This window comes from Mediterraneibacter sp. NSJ-151 (genome assembly GCF_022487435.1).
Classification (GTDB): Bacteria; Bacillota; Clostridia; order Lachnospirales; family Lachnospiraceae; genus Schaedlerella; species Schaedlerella hominis.
Genome location: NZ_JAKVPP010000003.1, coordinates 229867 through 248888, shown reverse-complemented (window position 1 = coordinate 248888; position 19022 = coordinate 229867). Strand labels below are relative to the sequence as shown.

The window sequence follows — 19022 nt, the reverse complement described above, 5'->3', positions numbered from 1 at the left end:
AAATGGAAATAGTAACCGGGTATGTGGAGCATATTGTATTTCGCAATAATAAAAATGGATATACGGTATTTAATTTAGAAGGAACAGATGGAGAAGTGACATGCGTTGGCACTTTTAACTTTATTAATGAAGGCGAGCTGCTGGAAATTGAGGGTGAGTTTGTGACGCATAATGTGTATGGCACACAATTGAAGGTCAGCAGTTATAAAGTAAAAGAACCAGAGGATTTGATGTCAATCGAAAGATATCTTGGTTCAGGAGCAATAAAAGGTCTGGGGGGTGCACTGGCAGGCAGGATTGTTCGAAAATTTAAAGAGGATACATTTCGGATTATAGAGGAAGAACCGGAGCGATTGGCCGAAATCAAAGGAATCAGTGAGCGTAAAGCACGAGAAATTGCAATACAAGTAGAAGAAAAGAAAGACATGCGAAAAGCAATGATATATTTGCAAAAATATGGGATTTCTACTACGCTTGCGGTGAAGATATTTAAATTTTATGGGACAAAACTCTACCAGGTTTTGGAAGAAAACCCATATCAATTAGCAGACAATATTGAAGGGGTAGGATTTAAAACTGCAGACGAAATCGCAACAAGAGTAGGTATTTCGGCAAATTCAGATTTTCGTATAAGAAGCGGTCTTTATTATGTTTTGCAGCAAGCAACAGCCGAAGGACATATTTATCTGCCGAAAGAAGTATTGACAAGAAAAGCAATTCAAATTCTTGGAATTGAAATCGACAGTATTGAGAAATATATTATGGATTTATGTATAGAACATAAGACTGTCATGAAAGAAAAAAATGGAGAAATAAGAGTTTATCCGGCACATTATTACTATTTGGAATTAAATGTTGCAAGGATGCTGAGTGAGTTAGCAATTGACTGTCCTATGCCGGAAAGTATGATAGAAAAAAGACTTAAGAAGGTGGAAGAACGAGAGAATCTTGTATTAGATACAATGCAGCATCAAGCAGTGATTGAATCAATCAAGCATGGTCTGATTGTATTAACAGGTGGTCCTGGAACTGGAAAGACAACTACAATCAATACCATGATACAGTTTTTTGAAAGTGAAGGCATGCAGATTTTACTTGCGGCTCCAACAGGTCGTGCGGCAAAACGTATGACAGAAGCAACCGGATATGAAGCACAAACGATTCATCGCTTGTTAGAGGTGAGCGGAAATCCGGAAGAAGAAGGTAATATTAATGGCTTTATGAGAAATCGTGAGAATCCTTTAGAGGCGGATGTGATTATCATTGATGAGATGTCGATGGTAGATTTACCATTGATGAATGCGTTACTATCAGCAATTGTTGTGGGAACGCGTTTAGTATTAGTGGGAGATGTGAATCAGTTGCCATCGGTTGGAGCAGGAAGTGTGCTAAAAGATATTATTTTATCTGAACGCTTTCGTGTAGTTACATTGACTAAAATTTTCCGCCAGGCCGGAGAAAGTGATATTGTAGTTAATGCACATAAAATAAACGCAGGACAGCCAGTTGTTCTTGATAATAAAAGTCGCGATTTCTTCTTTTTGAAACGCCAGGACGCAGATACGATAATCCGTGTAATCTTGACATTGATTCAGAAAAAATTACCCAAATATGTGAATGCATCACAAAATGATATACAGGTAATGACACCAACCAGAAAAGGACTTCTTGGGGTTGAAAGATTGAATATTATTTTGCAGAAATATTTAAATCCATCTGAGCCGGGAAAAACAGAAGAAGAGATTAATGGACGTATTTTCCGTGTGGGAGACAAGGTGATGCAGATAAAGAACAATTACCAACTAGAATGGGAAGTACGAACAAAATATGGAATTGCAGTTGATAAAGGGCAAGGCGTATTTAATGGAGATATGGGAATTGTAACAGAAATCAACACTTTTAACAGAACAGTGGAAGTTGAATATGATGAACATCGAACGATAAATTATCCATTTGAGTTAACAGAAGAATTAGAACTTGCATATGCAATCACAGTTCATAAATCACAAGGAAGCGAATATCCGGCAGTAATTATCCCATTATTGCAAGGACCAAAATTGCTATATAATCGAAATTTATTATACACTGCAGTAACCAGAGCAAAAAAATGTTTGACGATTGTTGGGAGTGAAGACGTATTTCAATATATGATACAAAACAAAAGCGAGCAGAATCGCTATACAAGTCTGGCAGAGCATATCCAGGAATTTTAAAATTTCTGGATATCGTCTATCCGCCTAGATGTCCTTTCTGTGGTAATATTACCAATCAAAAAATTTGTGATCTTTGTAAAATGAAAATCCACTATATTAAAGAACCAAGATGCATGAAATGTGGCAAGCCTGTTGAAACAATGGAGCAAGAATATTGTCAAGATTGTGCAAAACAAAAGCATATATTTGACCAGGGAAGAGGATTGTGGATTCAGAAACAACCTGTTTCAAGAGGGATTTATCAATTTAAATTTCATAATAAGAGATATTATGCAAGTGTCTTTGCAGAAGAGATGATGAAAAGATACGGGGAATGGATATATAGAAATGAAATTGAAGAAATAATCCCAATTCCACTATATAAAGCAAAACAAAGAAAAAGAGGATTTAACCAAGCCTTATTGATTGCAAAAGAACTCAGCATTTTATCAGGAATTCCAGTAAATGAAAATGCTGTATTTCGCATTCGCAATACAAAACCGCAAAAAATATTAAATCCAATGGAGCGGAGTAGAAATCTCAAAGGTGCATTTGGGGTTAAAAAAACATGGGAAGTAAAAAATAAAGTATTATTAATTGACGATATATATACAACCGGAAGTACGATGGATAGGGTTGCAAAGGTATTGAAAAAGGCCGGAACTCAAAAAGTTTACTTTTTAACGATAAGCATTGGACAAGGACTCTGAGTATATGCTATACTTAAAATGATGTTTTGGAATAGTTTATATCGGAGGGTGTAAAATGCTGGATAAGAAAAGAATACGATTAATGGTTCGTATGGCTTCGTATGAAAAGACAAATGCGAAACAAGATCAGAAAATCAGCAGTTATTATAAAAAAGACTATATCAGTTTAAATACATTGATTACGATTTTGTGGATAACGATAGGATATGCAATTATTGTTGGTTTGGCTGCTGTATGTGGAATGGATATTCTTTTTGAAAATCTTACTATTGTCAGAATGCTTATTTTAGGCGGTCTTGTTATTGTGGGATATATCATAGTTCTTGTGATTTATGGCGTATGTGCAAGTAGTTATTATAAATCGAAACATAATCGTGCAAAACAACGAGTGAAAAGATATTACAGAGATATGTCCAAATTAGAAAACTATGGAAAAAAAGGAGCGTAGGTCATGAGTACAGTTTTGGTATGGAGAGAACAATTTCAAAAATTATATGCAAAATATTCTTTTTATATTATCAGAATATTACAATTTGCTTTGGGAATAGCAGTATTTGGGATGATTAATTCAAATATAGGGTTCTTGAAAATAGCTTCTACTTCAATTTGTACAATTGGGTTGGCACTTATATGTGCATTTTTGCCATTGGGAGTGATGACTCTGATAGCTACAATACTTATTTTAGCACATATGTATACTTTGTCATTAGGACTCATGTTAATAACAGGTGTGTTTTTTCTTTTGATGTACATATTTTATTTGCGGTTTGTGCCAGACCAGGCTTGGTTAATTTTGTTAACTGCAGTTGGGTTTGCATGTAAAATTCCATTTGCAATAGTAATTGGGATTGGATTGTTAGGGACACCATTGTGTTTAATTTCAGCAGTATGTGGAACTTTTACATTTTACATGGTTCATATTGTTAAGATCAGTTCAACTTCTTTTAAAGGGGAAGCGGCACATAATCTGTTAGTAATGGTGATGAAATTTGTTAAACAGTTTTTTTCTAACAAAGAAATGATATTAATGATGGTAATAGTTATAGTCTGTGGACTCCTTGTATATGGGCTGAGAACTCGTTCGATTGATCATGCATGGAAAATCGCAACTGTAACAGGAGTACTTACAGCAGTAGCACTCAGTGTAATTGGAAATGTCGTGTTTAATATCCATATCGCATACCCATCTATGCTGATTGATGGGATACTTGCAATAATAGTAGGGCTGTTGTTTGAAGTTCTATTTTTGTCCGTGGATTATAGCAGAACAGAATACTTGGAATTTGAGGATGATGAGTATCATTATTATGTAAAAGCAGTTCCAAAAGTAGCAGTTACCGCACCAGAAAAAAACGTAAAACAAATTACAGGACAGACAAATGATGCAAAAAATGATGAGATGAAGTCCATAGAGCAGAATGATAAACAGGAAACAACAAATAATTATGGTAGAAATGAACGAGCAGAGGATTTACTTTTAACAAGAAGTTTAAACAAAGAATTGGGAATTGACGATACTGCCAAAAAGTAGTAGCTAGTCAAGATAATTCTGGGAGGTGATGTTGTGCAGCGCTGGGTAACCCTTTTTTTTGACAAATATATACATGAATCTTATTTTCCTTCCGTTGGCATCACAGATATTGTGGAAATTTTAATTATAGCAGTTGTTGTTTACGAGATTATGCTGTGGATAAAAAATACAAAGGCATGGATGCTGTTACGTGGAATGCTTATGTTAGGATTTTTTATTCTGTTCGCAGCTATTTTTCAGATGCATACAATTCTATTCCTAGCAAAAGAGTCAATCAATGTACTTGCTATTGCAGCTGTAGTAGTGTTTCAACCAGAGTTAAGAAGAGCGTTAGAAAAGCTTGGGGAGAAAAATCTTCTAAGTAATATTAATTTATTTGATAAGAATAAAGAAAATCAACGTTTTTCTGATGAAACCGTGAATGGTATTGTAAAAGCTTGTTTTGATATGGGACGCGTTAAAACAGGTGCATTAATCGTAGTAGAGCAGGCAATTCATTTGACAGAATATGAAAAAACAGGAATAGAGTTAGATTGTAAGGTTTCACCGCAAGTTTTAATTAATATTTTTGAACATAATACACCGCTTCATGATGGAGCAGTGATTATCAGAGGAAATCGCATTACATCAGCAACATGTTATTTGCCACTTTCTGATAATATGCAAATAAGTAAAGATTTTGGAACAAGACATCGAGCTGCACTCGGTATGAGTGAAGTGTGTGATGCTCTTGTGATTGTAGTTTCAGAAGAAACAGGACAGGTATCAGTTGCAATGGGAGGACAATTAGTACGCGGAGTCACTCCGGATTACTTAGGTACTCGACTGTCTCAGATTCAGTACAGAAATGGTGATTCTAAAAAGTTCTCTCTGCGGAAAGGACGGCGTAAAGATGAAGATGCATAATATAACCAAAAATATAGGCTTGAAAATTATGGCGTTTTTATTTGCAGTCTTGTTGTGGGTTATTGTTGTCAATGTAGATGACCCAGTTGTGAGTGCTGTATACAGAGATATTCCAATTACTGTAATAAATGACGATGTTGTTACAAATAAAGGAAAAGTATATCAAATTGTAGATGATGTTCAAAAAGTAAATGTAACAGTATATGCAAAACGTTCTTTGGTTTCAAAAATTAGCGGAGAGTCGATTTCAGCGACTGCTGATTTAAGTCAGATGGATGTGAATACTTATATGGTTCCGATAACGGCAACAGTAAAAGGGTATGAAGCAAACATACAATCTGTAGATACGAATCCGAGAAATATAGAAGTTAACATTCAAGATGTTACCGGAAAAAAATTCCCGATATCTGTCAGTACAAGTGGAACACCTAGGGATGGATATGTAGTTGGAGAAATGACAACAAATCCGAAAGAGGTAACCTTGCGAGGATCTGAAACTTTAATTGATAGTATTGAAAAGGTAGTTGCCAAGATAGATATATCAGGGATGTCAGACAGCGGTGTTGTAGATGCAGAATTGGTATGTTATGATTCAAATGGAAATGTTGTAGATCAGACAAAACTAAGTAATAATCTTGGAGATAAAGGAATCAGCGTAAATGTTCAGATGCTGAATACCAAAAATGTCGGATTGAACTTTGCAGTGTCAGGGGAACCGAAAGTAGGTTATATTTATACCGGAATGACTGTAGAACCGGAAAGTGTACAGATTTGTGGGACAGAAGATGTTTTGGCTGAGATAGATAGTATTAATATTCCGGCAAATCAGATAGATATAACAAATGAACATGGTAAAAAAGAATATACAATTGACATTACACCATTTCTTCCAAAAGAAGTATCTTTGGTTGATGAAACAGCTAATAATGTAGTTGTAACAATTCTAATTGAACAAGAAGGAACAAAAACCATAGAATTACCGGTGGAATCAATACAAGTCAAGAATTTATCTGATGAATTTAAGGTCTCTTTTGAGGCAGAGAAAGATTTGATACTTACATTTACTGGCTTAGAGCAGGAACTTGCAACATTAGATATAAAAAATGCAGCATCAATTGATTTGAAAAATTATACAGCTGAAGGAGAGTATGATGTCCCAGTGACAATAGAAACCGCAACAGGAGTAACATTGACAGAGCAACCAAGTGTAAGAATTATGTTAAAAGAAAAGACGGATGTATCTGATCAAAGCGGAGTTGAGAAATCAAGCAGCATAGATAATAAGACGACAGATAGTTCAAAAAAAGATTGATAATAAGACAAAAGAGAAAAATAGGGAGGCAAAAAATGGTAAGCGGAAAAGTGATAATTAAAAATCCAACAGGATTGCATTTACGCCCCGCTGGTTTATTTTGCAAAACAGCCATGCAATTTGGCGCAAAAATTACAATTGAAAAAACGACTAGGACTGGTGAACTGACAGCAAATGCAAAAAGTGTATTGAGCATATTAGGAGCCTGTATTAAAAGTGGAGATGAAATTACAATTGTTTGTGATGGAGAAGATGAAGAAAAAGCATTAGATGAAATGATAGCAATTGTGCAGGCTGGCTTGGGAGAATGATAAGCTTGTCAAATTAAAAATCATAAAGGAAGTAGGAGGAAGAAGACAAATGTGTAAAGCAACATTAGTAATTATGGCTGCAGGAATTGGGAGCAGATTTGGCGGAGGAATTAAACAGTTAGAGCCGGTGGGACCAAATGGTGAAATTATTATGGATTATTCTATCTATGATGCAATGGAAGCCGGCTTTGATAAGGTTGTATTTGTAATTAGAAAAAATCTTGAAAAAGATTTTAAAGAAGTTATTGGAAATCGTATTGAAAAAGTCATTGATGTTGACTATGCATATCAAGAATTAGACGATATTCCGGAGAAATATCAAGAAACATTTGCAGAAAGAACAAAACCATGGGGAACAGGACAGGCGATTTTGTGTTGTAAAGATGTTGTGGATTCACCGTTTTTGGTAATCAATGCAGATGATTATTATGGAAAACAGGCATTTAAAGAAGCATACGATTATTTAACAAAAGAGAGCGTGAAAGATGAAATCTGCATGGTGGGCTTCGTACTGAAAAATACATTGAGTGACAATGGAAGTGTAACAAGAGGAGTGTGCAAAGTTAATGAATCTAATATGTTGGTAGAAATTAATGAAACGCACGATATAGAGAAGACAAAAGATGGAGCTGTTGTTAAATGTGAAAGCGGAGATAAAAAAATAGATGTAGACTCTCCGGTTTCCATGAATATGTGGGGATTACGTCCAGATTTCTTTACTATTTTAGAAAATGGATTTGTAGAGTTTTTAGAAAATATGGATGCAACAGATTTGAAATCTGAATACTTACTTCCAACAATTATAGGGGGGCTTTTGGAAGAAAAGAAGTTATCGGTTCGTGTGCTGCAATCTAAAGATAAGTGGTTTGGAGTGACATACAAAGAAGATAAAGTGGATGTAGTTAATGCAATTAATAATTTAATTGAAACAGGAGTATATCCTAATAAATTATTTTAATCATAGTTAAGGGGCGATAAATAGTGAAAAAAGGGAAACTTATAATTATAGGTCTTGTTGTGATGGCATTAATTTCAGGATGTGGAAAAACAGCAGATTCAAAAGAAAATAAAGCCAATTCAACAGAACAGACAAAAGATATCGAAACAGCTAATGAAACAGAACAAAATAAAGACGTGCAGACGGAAGAAAATGCTGATAAACAAGAGGGAGAGGAACAGCAAATTCCAGATGAACAAAATGTTTCTGTTCAAACAGGTGACAATATAAAAGTATATTATAGTAATGCTGATGCTTCTGGATTTGAAAGTGAAGAGGTGGCAGTAGAATCATTATCGTCAAATGAAGTGTTAAAAGCATTGGTCGATAAGGGAGTGCTTCCTGTAGATGTTTCGCTTTTAAGCTTTAAAGAATTTGAAAAAGATAATGAAAAATTATTAGAGTTGGATTTTTCTGATAAATTTAATACTTATATTAAAACGTTAGGTACTTCAGCAGAATACTATATTGTAGGAAGTATTTGTAATACATTTTTGGATGCATATGGAAGTGATAAAATCCATATTACAGTAAATGGAGATGTCTTTACAACCGGACATGCGGAATATCCGGGATTTATGGGAAAATTTAATTAATAAATAAAAATCAGTACACGGAGATATTTGATTCGTGTACTGATTTTTGTTTTGCCTGGAGGGAATATATAAAACCAAATTTGCGTTAGTTAGTTTTTTAATAGTTTCCTTTGAATCCAGTCAGAAATATAAGAAAAAGTATTTTTTATAAGCTCCAGTTCGATTCTTATATAATTGCCAAGATGTCTCATGCGGAAAGGAACTTTATTGCAAGATTTACGTTTTTCCCAACCTTCTTTTAATCCTTCTTTATAGTCGTTGCCGAAATCGATTTTGCAGAAAAATAAATATTTAACGAAATAACCGACAACAAGAGGTATAAAATTTAGTAAGAGCTGAAAGAATGGCATATTTTTATAATTTAGCCAAATACTATTTCTTGCAGATAACTTCACTTTAAATGTATTGTATTTAGAACCGCTTGTTCCGCTTCCAACATGATATACAAGAGCTGTAGGGCAATAAGTGTTTTGATAGCCATATATTTTCGCGCGATATCCCACATCAATATCTTCTAAGTAAGCGAAATGTGACTCATCAAAATAACCAATCTTTTCAAAAACTTTCTTGCGGTAAATGGCAGCTCCGGCGCAAGCTGAAAAAATCTTGTCTATATTCTGGTAATTCTGAACAGAACGACCTGCACCTCTACATACGCCCCAACCAAGAACGGTATACAAATCGCCTGCACTGTCAATAAGATCAGGATGATACATTTGAATCATCTTACTACTAACAGAAAAAATAGAAGGAGATTCTTCTATGGACTGAATCATAGCTTCTACATAATGGGTGTCAACAGTAGTGTCGTTATTTAAAAGAATCACGTAAGGCGTTTGTGCATGACGTATACCTGTATTGACAGCAGTACTGAATCCATAGTTTTCCTTTAAAGCAATCACTTCAATATCAGGATAATATTGTGCCATATATTCAAGACTGCCATCTGTTGAATGATTATCAACAACAAGAATTTTAAAATCTTTACATGTTTGTACTTCTAAAGATTTTAAACAGGGCTCCATAAAATGTTTTCCATTATAATTTGGAATAATTATTGTGACTTTCATAATATCCTCACTTTTAAGCATAATCTTATTGCATTATAACAAATCTCTTTTTTAGAATCTATAAAAAAGCAAAATTATTTATAAAAACTATATTTTTTACATAAATGTTACAAAATAATGAAGAAATGTGTGTAAAATTAGTGTTTTTACTTGTTCAATAGAGTAAAATGTTGTATTATATAGCAGATAATGTAATTAAAAAATTGAGTGAATGCTTTATTGAATTATATATTATGCAAAAAATAAGAGGTTAAAATAAAATGATTAAAGAAAATCAAAAATTACTGAATCAAATTCAGGTTGTGCTAGATGGAATTGTAATCATATTAGCTTATGCGTTGTCATGGTATATCCGTTTTCGAAGTGGTATATTTGAGTTAGATGAATGGTATCTGTCTTTGCAGGAATATATGAAATGGTTATGGGGGATTGTTCCTGGTTTCCTGATGCTATATTATATTTTTAAACTGTATGTTCCTAAGCGAGTCCTTGGAAGACGGCTGGAAGCATGGAGAATTCTGCAAGCAAATATAATTGGTGTTATGGCATTGATTGTTGTATTATACGTTATAAAACAGCCTAATGTATCTCGAACAATGCTTTTTGTGTTCGGTGTAGTTGATGTATTCGGAGAAGTTCTGGAAAGAAATCTGGTTCGTATAATATTACGTAAAATACGAAAAAATGGATATAATCTAAAACATATTATTTTAGTGGGATATAGTAATGCGGCAGAAGAATATATAGATCGAATCAAAGCAAACCCTGAATGGGGATATCAAATAAGAGGTATTTTGGATGACAGTATTGAAATAGGTTCAGAATACAAAGGAATTAATGTAATTGGCTGTACAGACGATTTAAAAATTATCCTTCCTGAAAATAAACTTGATGAGATTGTAATTACATTAGGATTGGACGAATATAACAAACTAAAAAAAATTGTCAATATGTGTGAAAAATCGGGAGTTCATACAAAGTTTATTCCTGATTATAATAATATTATTCCCACAAAACCTTATACAGAAGACATTCAAGGACTTCCGGTTATTAATATCAGACACGTGCCTTTAAATAACTGGATTAATCGTTTTATGAAACGGTCGATGGATATATTTGGAGCGTTAGTTGCAATTATTTTGTTCTCTCCGGTTATGTTAGTTGTATCAATTATTATCAAAGTAACCGATCCAGGTCCATTGATATTTAAACAGGAACGTATTGGACTAAAGAATAAGCCATTTTATATGTATAAATTCCGTTCTATGGTTGTACAAAAGGAAAAAGATGAGAAAAAAGGTTGGACCGTTAAGAATGATCCACGTGTGACACCTATAGGAAAATTTATTCGCAAAACAAGTATTGATGAACTACCACAATTGTTCAATATATTAAAAGGTGATATGAGTCTTGTCGGACCGCGTCCGGAGAGACCACTATTCGTAGAAAAATTTAAAGAAGAGATTCCACGATACATGATAAAACATCAAGTCAGACCAGGATTGACAGGCTGGGCACAGGTGAATGGATACCGTGGGGATACATCTATCCGTAAACGTATAGAATATGATTTATATTATATTGAAAATTGGACATTGGGATTTGATATTAAGATAATCTTGTTAACGTTTCTTAAAGGATTTATTAATAAGAATGCATATTGATAAACAAAAATCAATTACACATGAGTAATGTTATAATGTAAGATATTGTGAAAAGGTGCAAAATGAATAAAAGTGTAGATATAATTATTCCGACATATAGACCAGACGAATCAGTTGTCTATTTGATAAAAAAATTATTAAAGCAAACGTATCCGATTCATGAAATTCATATTATTGATACAGAAACGGGTATATTCCCTAAGAAATTAAAAAATTTAAGTGATAAAATCCGAATTTCAAAAATAAAGCCGGAACAGTTTGATCATGGGGGAACCAGACATGAAGGTGCAATGCAATCCCATGCAGATATTATTGTTTATATGACCCAGGATGCTATGCCGGTAAATGAATATTTAGTTGAAGAATTAGTAAAAGCATTTGATAATGAAAAGATTGCAGCTGCTTATGCAAGACAATTACCGAATAGTAAATGTAATGTGATTGAGCGATACACAAGAGCATTTAACTATCCAGAACAGAGCAGAATAAAATCATTGGAAGATTTGGAAACGTTAGGGATTAAGACATATTTTTGCTCAGATGTATGTGCAGCATATAGGAAATCGGTTTATGAATCATTGGGAGGATTTGAAGAAAAAACAATTTTTAATGAAGATATGATTATGGCTGCAAAAATTATTCAATCCGGCGGGCTAGTAAAATATGTTGCAGAAGCGAAAGTGATTCATTCACATAATTATAATTGTAAACAGCAATTCCAGAGAAATTTCGATCTTGCTGTTTCGCAAGTTGAGCATCCGGAAGTATTTCAAAACATTAAATCTGAGTCAGAAGGAATGCGTCTGGTTAAAAATACAATGATTTATTTAATTAAAATTAAAAAGCCGTGGCTTATTATTAAATTGATTTTGCAGAGCGGATTTAAATATATGGGTTACTGTCTTGGAAAAAAATACGGTCAGTTACCGATGTGGTTGATTAAAAAATGTACAATGAATCAGAGATATTGGGAGAAAACGGATTGATGTTTTAAATAAAATCATGTATGATATCAATCAGCGGAGTACAAACGGTAAGAAGAAAGGAAATAGTATGTCAAAGCGAAATAATCGTTCTGTGTCAAATCAGAAAATGAGAAAACAAGCGAATAGAAAAAAAGCTCAAAATGCAAAAAGAACTCAAAAGAGAAGGGGCATGACAACCGGTAAGAAAATTTTAGTTGGAATTTGCGTTGTGCTTTTGATTTTTGTTATTGTTGCAATTGTTGGCGTGGCTTATTTTGGAAGCAAGATGGGAAAACTCAATGTTGCAAAATTGGATGTTGATGCCCTTAGTATTTCAGATGAATTGTCATATGATGAATCCGGATATTTGAATGTCGCACTGTTTGGTCTGGATAAAAGAGCAAATAATGATGAAATGGGTGAACGAAGTGACACGATTATGGTTGCTAGTTTAAATAGAGAAACAAAAGAAGTAAAGATTTCATCTGTATATCGAGACACTTTATTACAACAAAAAGACGGAACATACAATAAGGCAAATTCAGCATATTCATTTGGTGGGGCAGAACAGGCTATCGCTATGTTGAATAAGAATTTGGATTTAGATATACAACATTATGTTACAGTTGATTTTGCTGCTTTGGTTGATGTGATTGATGCGTTGGGTGGAATTGATATTGATGTAACAGATGAAGAGGTTGAATATTTAAATGGATATATAATGGAAATAATTGAAAATACTGGTGTTAATACAGTTGCAGTAGAACATTCAGGTCTTCAGACTTTAAGTGGAGTACAGGCTACAGCGTATGCTAGAATTCGTTATACCTCAGGGGACGACTTTAAACGTGCAGAGCGTCAAAGATTAGTATTGGCTAAAATAGCAGAAAAAGCCCAGAAGGCAGATTTAGCAACAATAAATAAGATTATTGATAAAGTATTTCCTAAAATAGAAACAAACTTCACTTTAAAAGAGATTTTGGCTTATGCAAAAGATGCCATGAAGTATCAGTTGGCAGATACTACTGGTTTTCCAGAAGTAAAAGATACTATGGATTATGAAGATGCAGGAAATGTTGTTGTTCCTCTAACATTAGAAAGTAATGTTAGAACTTTGCATCAATATTTATTTGGTGAAGATGGATATACACCATCATCTACATTATCAGCTATTAACAGTGAACTTGAAAGTATAAGTCAAAATGGCAGTATGGGTACGACAGATAGTTCGGATTCTTATTATAATGACGGATATACTGATTATAGCGACCAAGGTTATGATGGATCAAATCAAGGTTATGGTGATGGAATTAACTATGATGATAGTACAACATATGATCCGGGGCAAACGGATTATAATGATTCAAATAACTATGGTGGTGACTATAATTACGGCGACGATTCTAGCCAAAGTGATACAGGTGCTGGATATTAAATAATCTGTTTAAAATACTTAATGAGAGGATGAAAAGGTGATGAAAAAATTTGTTAGCCGAGTGTATACGACTTTAATAACAGCACTTGCTGTATTTCTTGCATATGGGATTATAAGTTTTGCTGCTGAAGGAACAGTACAAATTACAGATACTACTGGTAAGGTTGGAGAGGAAATTACAATTCCGGTTTCTATTAGCACAGCGGGAGAACCGATAGGAGATGGAAGTCTGACATTGAATTATGATAGTGCTATGTTAGAGTTTGTCGGTGGCGATAATGCAAGCGGTGGAGATGGAGTGGTTTCTTTAAACGCATCAGGAACAGGTACAGAAACAAGTTTAAATTACACAATAGTATTTAAATGTATAGGTGAAGGAAATACCGTGCTTCAAAGTACTGGATCTACGGCATATCTATTTTCAGATGAGACGTTATATTTACCGGATGTTTCAACTAATATTACAATTGCAGCTGCAGGAACATCGGAACAAGTACTGGCAAGCGGTGGAGATGGACTACTTGAAATCTCAGGAGTGCAGTATACAATTTATAATGATTTTACAGATGCTTTAATCCCTGTAGGATTTTCTAGAACGACTGTGAATTATAATGGCGCAGATTATAATGCAGTTGTGCAGGATGCATCAGGAGTTAAATTTGTCTTTGTGAAATCTGGTGACAGTGATCCGATTTATGCAATGTATAATGAATCAGATAATCATTTTGTACTGGCTAAACAGATACAGTTAATAAATGATCAGTATATTTATGTTTTAGGAGAAGCTTCTAATACAGATAAATTGCCTAAAACATTTGGAGAAACAACATTAGATATGAACGGACTTGTTTTTCCAGTTTGGCAGGATAGCGAAAATAAAGAATTTTATCTAGTAAATGCATTAGGACCTTCTGGACAGATTGCTTTTTATCAATACGATACAACTGATAAAACATACCAAAGATATGTAGAGCGTACTTCTGAGAAAATAGCGGAGACAAAAGAAAAAGGACAGCTACTAGACCAGATTAAGAATGAAGTGTCAGACAATCTATTAAAAATTGCAATTATAATTGTGGCAATTATTATAATTATGTTGATCATAATTATTGTTATAGCATCCAAATTAAGAAATGTAACGGACGAACTTAATCAATTATATGATGATTACGATGAAAAAAATGATTTGCCAAAGAAGAAAACGCGCGAACAATTTATACGCAAAGACGACGACTATGAGATAGAATATGATGATTACATGGAAGAAGACCATGATGCTTTTATGGATGATGAGTATGACGATTATGATGAATTCGATGATTATGATGATGAATCATATGAAACAAAACCATTACCACAAACGAAAAATAAAAAATCAGCTAATAAAAAATCTTCTAAGAAAAAATATGATATAGAGTTTATTGACTTGTAGAAAAAATAAGAAAGTATATAAAAACTCCTTTTCTAATAACAAGAGTACAATATAGGGTTGTTTCTTGTTATTGGAAAAGGAGTCATTTAGTTAAACAAAGTTTTTTTATACATTGAACACAAAATCATCACAAAGAATGATTATTATATCATTATAAAATACAAGAGAAAGAGGGAACTGATATGGAAAATCAATATAATTATTATAATCCGGATGATAACCAGTTTCAAAATAATTATTCACAGGGAGAACCTAATCACCAAAAAAATTCGAAAAAAATAACAAAAGTTATAGCAGTGATTGGATTAGCAATTATCTTTGGAATTGTTTCTTCAGGTGTATTCTTATCAACAAGTTATATTGGAACAAATATATTAGGATTAAATAAGAACTCGAATAGTGATGTAAAAGCAACGACAACAGCTGTTACAAAATCGTCCAGTGTTGTAACTTCAGATGTTTCTTCAATTGTCAATGATGTAATGCCATCAGTCGTTGCAATTACGAATATGAGCGTTCAGGAAGTACAGAATTTTTGGGGTCAAACATCCCAATACCAGAGTGAAAGTTGCGGAACCGGAATCATTATTGCGAAAACAGATAATGAGCTTCTTATGGTAACAAACAATCATGTAATTGCAAATAATGAATCTTTAACGGTTACATTTGATGATGATACAAGTGTGGATGCAGATGTAAAAGGAACTGATTCAGAGCATGATCTTGCTGTAATTGCTGTTCCATTGGATCAGATTTCTTCGAAAACAATGGAAAAAATTGCGGTTGCAACATTAGGAGATTCGACAGCTCTCCAGGTTGGTGAGCCAGCTATTGCAATTGGAAATGCTATGGGATATGGACAGTCAGTTACAACAGGTGTTATCAGTGCAGTAAATAGAGAAAGTACTACAACTGATGAGCAAACAGGTGAAACTGAAGAAACCGGCGTAAAATTAATTCAGACAGATGCTGCAATCAATCCAGGAAATAGTGGCGGTCCTCTTGTAAATGCAAATGGCGAAGTGATTGGTATTAATTCTTCTAAGTTAGCAAGTACAACAGTTGAAGGAATGGGGTATGCAATACCAATTAGTGATGTTTCTGACATTATTGATAATCTGATGAATCAAGAAACAAAACACAAGGTTTCTGAAGAGAAAAAAGGATACCTTGGTGTAAAAGGATATGATGTAACAGAAGAAAGTGCTGAAAAATATAATATGCCTACAGGTGTTTATGTCGCTGAAATAGTCAAAGGCGGCGGGACAGAAGAAGCTGGTATTACAAAAGGCAATGTTATTACAGCACTGAACGGAACAACAGTTAATAGTATGGAGGAACTACAGAAAGAGTTGGGATACTATGAGAGTGGTAAAACGGTATCTGTAACTATTCAAGTTCCTGAAAACAATGGAGAATGGACTGAAAAGACAGTAGATGTAAAACTTGGAAAATCTTCTAAATAAGAAAAAGTAGCTCTTACAAATGTCGATTTACAGACGACAGAAGTAAGGGCTACTTTTCTTATTTAGATTAGAGTTGAAGCATTAATCAAATTCTGGATTAATTGCATAGAAATTTTTACTATCTAAATTATCCTGCACAATTCTTAAACTTTCACCAAAACGTTGATAATGAACAATTTCTCGCTCTCTTAAGAAGCGTATAGGGTCACATACTTCAGGGTCTTTCACAAGGCGTAAAATATTATCATAAGTAGTACGGGCTTTTTGCTCAGCTGCCATATCTTCGTGCAAATCAGTTATCGGATCTCCTTTAGATTGAAAATAGGTAGCGGTCCAAGGGGCTCCGCTGGCAGCTTGTGGCCAAAGAGCTAATGTGTGATCAACATAATACTTATCAAATCCTGATTCTTTTAACTGTTCTGGAGTTAAATCTCTGGTTAATTGATGCACTATAGCACACACAATTTCCATATGAGCCAGTTCTTCCGTTCCAATATCAGTCAATATGCCTGTTACTTCCTTATACGGCATAGTATATCTTTGAGACAAATATCTCATAGATGCAGCCAACTCTCCATCTGGACCACCGAATTGTGATATTATAACTTGTGCGATCTTTGGGTTAGTTTGAGTTATTTTAACAGGATACTGCAATCTTTTTTCATAATTCCACATTTAGCATCCTCCTTCCTGCCATGGCCAAGGTTCATTTATCCAGTTCCATTTTTCACAATCAGATTGTACAGCAGTATCAATTGTTAGTGGTCCATAATATTTGGCATACTCTTTTAAAGCTTCATTTCTCATATAACTATATTCTCTAAAATAAGACAAAGCTTCTTCATCCCATGGATGTGTATCTAAATATAACTTTACATCATCAACTGCAAAACTGACTTCATAAATTTTATTTAATAAATCTCTTCTACATGGACAGGTTGTCATCGATTACATCCCCCTTTCCCTCGAAAAGGTTTGTCTAATTGTTCAAATATTGTTCCTCGGTGAAATCCTTTTTGAATATCATATATCTTTTCCCATTTTTGCCAAGGAACATATGCCATCGCAATTGGTAAATCAAATAAAACATCTTGTTCTCTTTGACAAGGACACGCCTGATTTACACAAGAAGTGTAATTTGAATTAAAATATCCTTGACGTTGATAACGCATATTATTGGAAGTATTTATCAATTTAATTCTCCCTTCAACATTTTCCAATATTAAGATATGAGAATAATGAAAAAAGGTTACGAAAGCAAGATGCTTTTCGTAGCCTTTTTTTATTACATCAATTTACTCACATCATCCAGTGCAGCAGCTATTACTTTATCCATATCATAATATTTGTAATGTCCTAAGCGACCGCCAAATATAATGTGTTCTTCTTTATCTGCCAGTTCTTTATATTTTTGGTAAAGAGCACTGTTTCTTTCATCGTTTACCGGATAATAAGGTTCCATGCCAACAGTCCATTCGGAAGAATATTCTTTAGAAATTACAGTTTTTTTCTGCGTTCCGAATTCAAAATGTTTATGCTCAATGATTCTTGTATAAGGGACTTCTCGATCTGTATAATTTACAACAGCATTTCCTTGATAATTATCACAATCTAAAGTTTCTGTTTCAAATCTAACAGAGCGGTATTCGAGTGCGCCAAATTGATAATTATAATATTCATCAATCATGCCGGTATAAATGATGGTAGTAGCGATATCGGGATGAGATTTATGAAATTCAAAAAAATCAGTATTGAGTTGTACATCTATACCTTCTAACATTTTTTCAATAATTGCTGTATAACCACCAATAGGAATACCTTGATATCTGTCATTAAAATAATTATTATCATATGTGAAACGAACTGGGAGGCGTTTTATAATAAATGATGGAAGATCTTTACAATCGCGACCCCACTGTTTTTCAGTGTAACCTTTTACAAGCTTTTCAAATACATCACGACCAACAAGAGATAATCCTTGTTCTTCTAAATTTTTAGGCTCTTTAATACCTGATTCAGAAACTTGTTTGGCAATCATTTCTTTTGCCTCTTGAGGAGTACGTATTCCCCACATTTTACTGAAAGTATTCATATTGAAAGGAAGATTATACAGTTCATCCTTATAAATAGCAACAGGTGAATTAATATAGTTATTAAATTCAGCAAATTGGTTTATATAATTCCATATTTTTTTGTCTGAGGTATGAAAAATATGAGCGCCATATTTATGTACGTTTATTGCCTCGATATTCTCGGTATATATATTTCCGGCAATATGCTCACGTTTATCTATAACTAGACATTTTTTGCCTTTTTTCTTCAATTCATTAGCTGCAACAGAACCATATAAACCGGCTCCAACAATTAAATAGTCATATGTTGTCTGATTCAATTTTAAATCCTCGTCTTTCTTGAGTAATACTATAATATTGTAT

The 19022-nt window shown here is 33.8% G+C and carries 19 protein-coding genes; 14 read left to right on the top strand and 5 right to left on the bottom strand.

Translation table 11 applies throughout. The annotated features are described in order from the left end of the window. Window positions 1-2 precede the first annotated feature (2 nt). Genes recD2 through LQE94_RS04500 form a run of 9 tightly spaced genes read left to right on the top strand, consistent with a single transcriptional unit; the run spans window position 3 to window position 8555 of the window. The gene (gene recD2, locus LQE94_RS04540; protein WP_240577145.1) at window positions 3-2213 is read left to right on the top strand and encodes an SF1B family DNA helicase RecD2; all 2211 of its coding nucleotides are present in this window, start codon (window positions 3-5) and stop codon (window positions 2211-2213) included. After that, window positions 2207-2902 carry a ComF family protein gene (locus LQE94_RS04535; protein WP_334301594.1) on the top strand — a complete coding sequence of 232 codons (696 nt, stop codon included), beginning with the start codon at window positions 2207-2209 and terminating at the stop codon, window positions 2900-2902. Before recD2 ends, LQE94_RS04535 begins: the two co-directional genes overlap by 7 nt. A gap of 55 nt (window positions 2903-2957) precedes the next feature. Continuing rightward, window positions 2958-3350: a hypothetical protein gene (locus LQE94_RS04530; RefSeq protein ID WP_240577120.1), complete on the top strand. Its 393-nt coding sequence runs from the start codon at window positions 2958-2960 to the stop codon at window positions 3348-3350. Between the two features lie 3 nt (window positions 3351-3353). Beyond that, complete coding sequence (locus LQE94_RS04525; protein ID WP_240577119.1) at window positions 3354-4433, top strand: hypothetical protein; 1080 nt, start codon at window positions 3354-3356, stop codon at window positions 4431-4433. 33 nt (window positions 4434-4466) lie between these two features. Next, complete coding sequence (gene cdaA / locus LQE94_RS04520; RefSeq protein ID WP_240577118.1) at window positions 4467-5339, top strand: diadenylate cyclase CdaA; 873 nt, start codon at window positions 4467-4469, stop codon at window positions 5337-5339. Further along, the gene (locus tag LQE94_RS04515) at window positions 5326-6651 is read left to right on the top strand and encodes a CdaR family protein (protein ID WP_240577117.1); all 1326 of its coding nucleotides are present in this window, start codon (window positions 5326-5328) and stop codon (window positions 6649-6651) included. The genes cdaA and LQE94_RS04515 overlap by 14 nt, the downstream gene beginning before the upstream one ends. Before the next feature lie 35 nt (window positions 6652-6686). Then, on the top strand, window positions 6687-6962 hold the full coding sequence (locus tag LQE94_RS04510) for an HPr family phosphocarrier protein (protein WP_118723561.1): 276 nt from the start codon (window positions 6687-6689) through the stop codon (window positions 6960-6962). A 49-nt stretch (window positions 6963-7011) separates the two neighbouring features. After that, complete coding sequence (locus tag LQE94_RS04505; RefSeq protein WP_240577116.1) at window positions 7012-7920, top strand: nucleotidyltransferase family protein; 909 nt, start codon at window positions 7012-7014, stop codon at window positions 7918-7920. A 23-nt stretch (window positions 7921-7943) separates the two neighbouring features. After that, window positions 7944-8555, top strand: coding sequence for a GerMN domain-containing protein (locus LQE94_RS04500; protein ID WP_022075941.1), 612 nt, complete (start codon window positions 7944-7946; stop codon window positions 8553-8555). Window positions 8556-8644: 89 nt separating this feature from the next. Here LQE94_RS04500 and LQE94_RS04495 read toward each other — a convergent pair whose 3' ends face one another. Continuing rightward, window positions 8645-9625 carry a glycosyltransferase family 2 protein gene (locus tag LQE94_RS04495; RefSeq protein ID WP_240577115.1) on the bottom strand — a complete coding sequence of 327 codons (981 nt, stop codon included), beginning with the start codon at window positions 9623-9625 and terminating at the stop codon, window positions 8645-8647. Between the two features lie 260 nt (window positions 9626-9885). Between LQE94_RS04495 and LQE94_RS04490 the strand changes: the two genes are divergently transcribed. The 5 genes from LQE94_RS04490 to LQE94_RS04470 all read left to right on the top strand — a co-directional run bounded on the left by LQE94_RS04490 (window position 9886) and on the right by LQE94_RS04470 (window position 16587). Further along, window positions 9886-11289, top strand: coding sequence for an undecaprenyl-phosphate glucose phosphotransferase (locus tag LQE94_RS04490; protein WP_240577114.1), 1404 nt, complete (start codon window positions 9886-9888; stop codon window positions 11287-11289). Window positions 11290-11351: 62 nt separating this feature from the next. Then, window positions 11352-12275, top strand: coding sequence for a glycosyltransferase (locus LQE94_RS04485; protein ID WP_240577113.1), 924 nt, complete (start codon window positions 11352-11354; stop codon window positions 12273-12275). Between the two features lie 67 nt (window positions 12276-12342). Next, entirely contained in the window at window positions 12343-13689 is a 1347-nt protein-coding gene (locus LQE94_RS04480; protein ID WP_240577112.1) for an LCP family glycopolymer transferase, read from the top strand. 40 nt (window positions 13690-13729) lie between these two features. Then, window positions 13730-15121, top strand: a complete 1392-nt coding sequence (locus LQE94_RS04475; RefSeq protein ID WP_240577111.1) for a cohesin domain-containing protein — start codon at window positions 13730-13732, stop codon at window positions 15119-15121. Between the two features lie 182 nt (window positions 15122-15303). Beyond that, entirely contained in the window at window positions 15304-16587 is a 1284-nt protein-coding gene (locus LQE94_RS04470) for a S1C family serine protease (RefSeq protein WP_240577110.1), read from the top strand. An 81-nt stretch (window positions 16588-16668) separates the two neighbouring features. Here the strand turns inward: LQE94_RS04470 and LQE94_RS04465 are convergent, their stop codons facing one another. From LQE94_RS04465 to glf, 4 genes are all read right to left on the bottom strand, one after another. After that, entirely contained in the window at window positions 16669-17262 is a 594-nt protein-coding gene (locus LQE94_RS04465) for a manganese catalase family protein (protein WP_022075934.1), read from the bottom strand. Then, window positions 17263-17532 (bottom strand): spore coat protein CotJB, encoded by a 270-nt coding sequence (locus LQE94_RS04460; RefSeq protein ID WP_022075933.1) that lies wholly within the window; start codon window positions 17530-17532, stop codon window positions 17263-17265. Next, complete coding sequence (locus tag LQE94_RS04455) at window positions 17529-17780, bottom strand: spore coat associated protein CotJA (RefSeq protein ID WP_240577109.1); 252 nt, start codon at window positions 17778-17780, stop codon at window positions 17529-17531. Before LQE94_RS04455 ends, LQE94_RS04460 begins: the two co-directional genes overlap by 4 nt. Before the next feature lie 92 nt (window positions 17781-17872). After that, window positions 17873-18979 (bottom strand): UDP-galactopyranose mutase, encoded by a 1107-nt coding sequence (glf, locus tag LQE94_RS04450; protein WP_240577108.1) that lies wholly within the window; start codon window positions 18977-18979, stop codon window positions 17873-17875. Window positions 18980-19022: the final 43 nt, after the last annotated feature.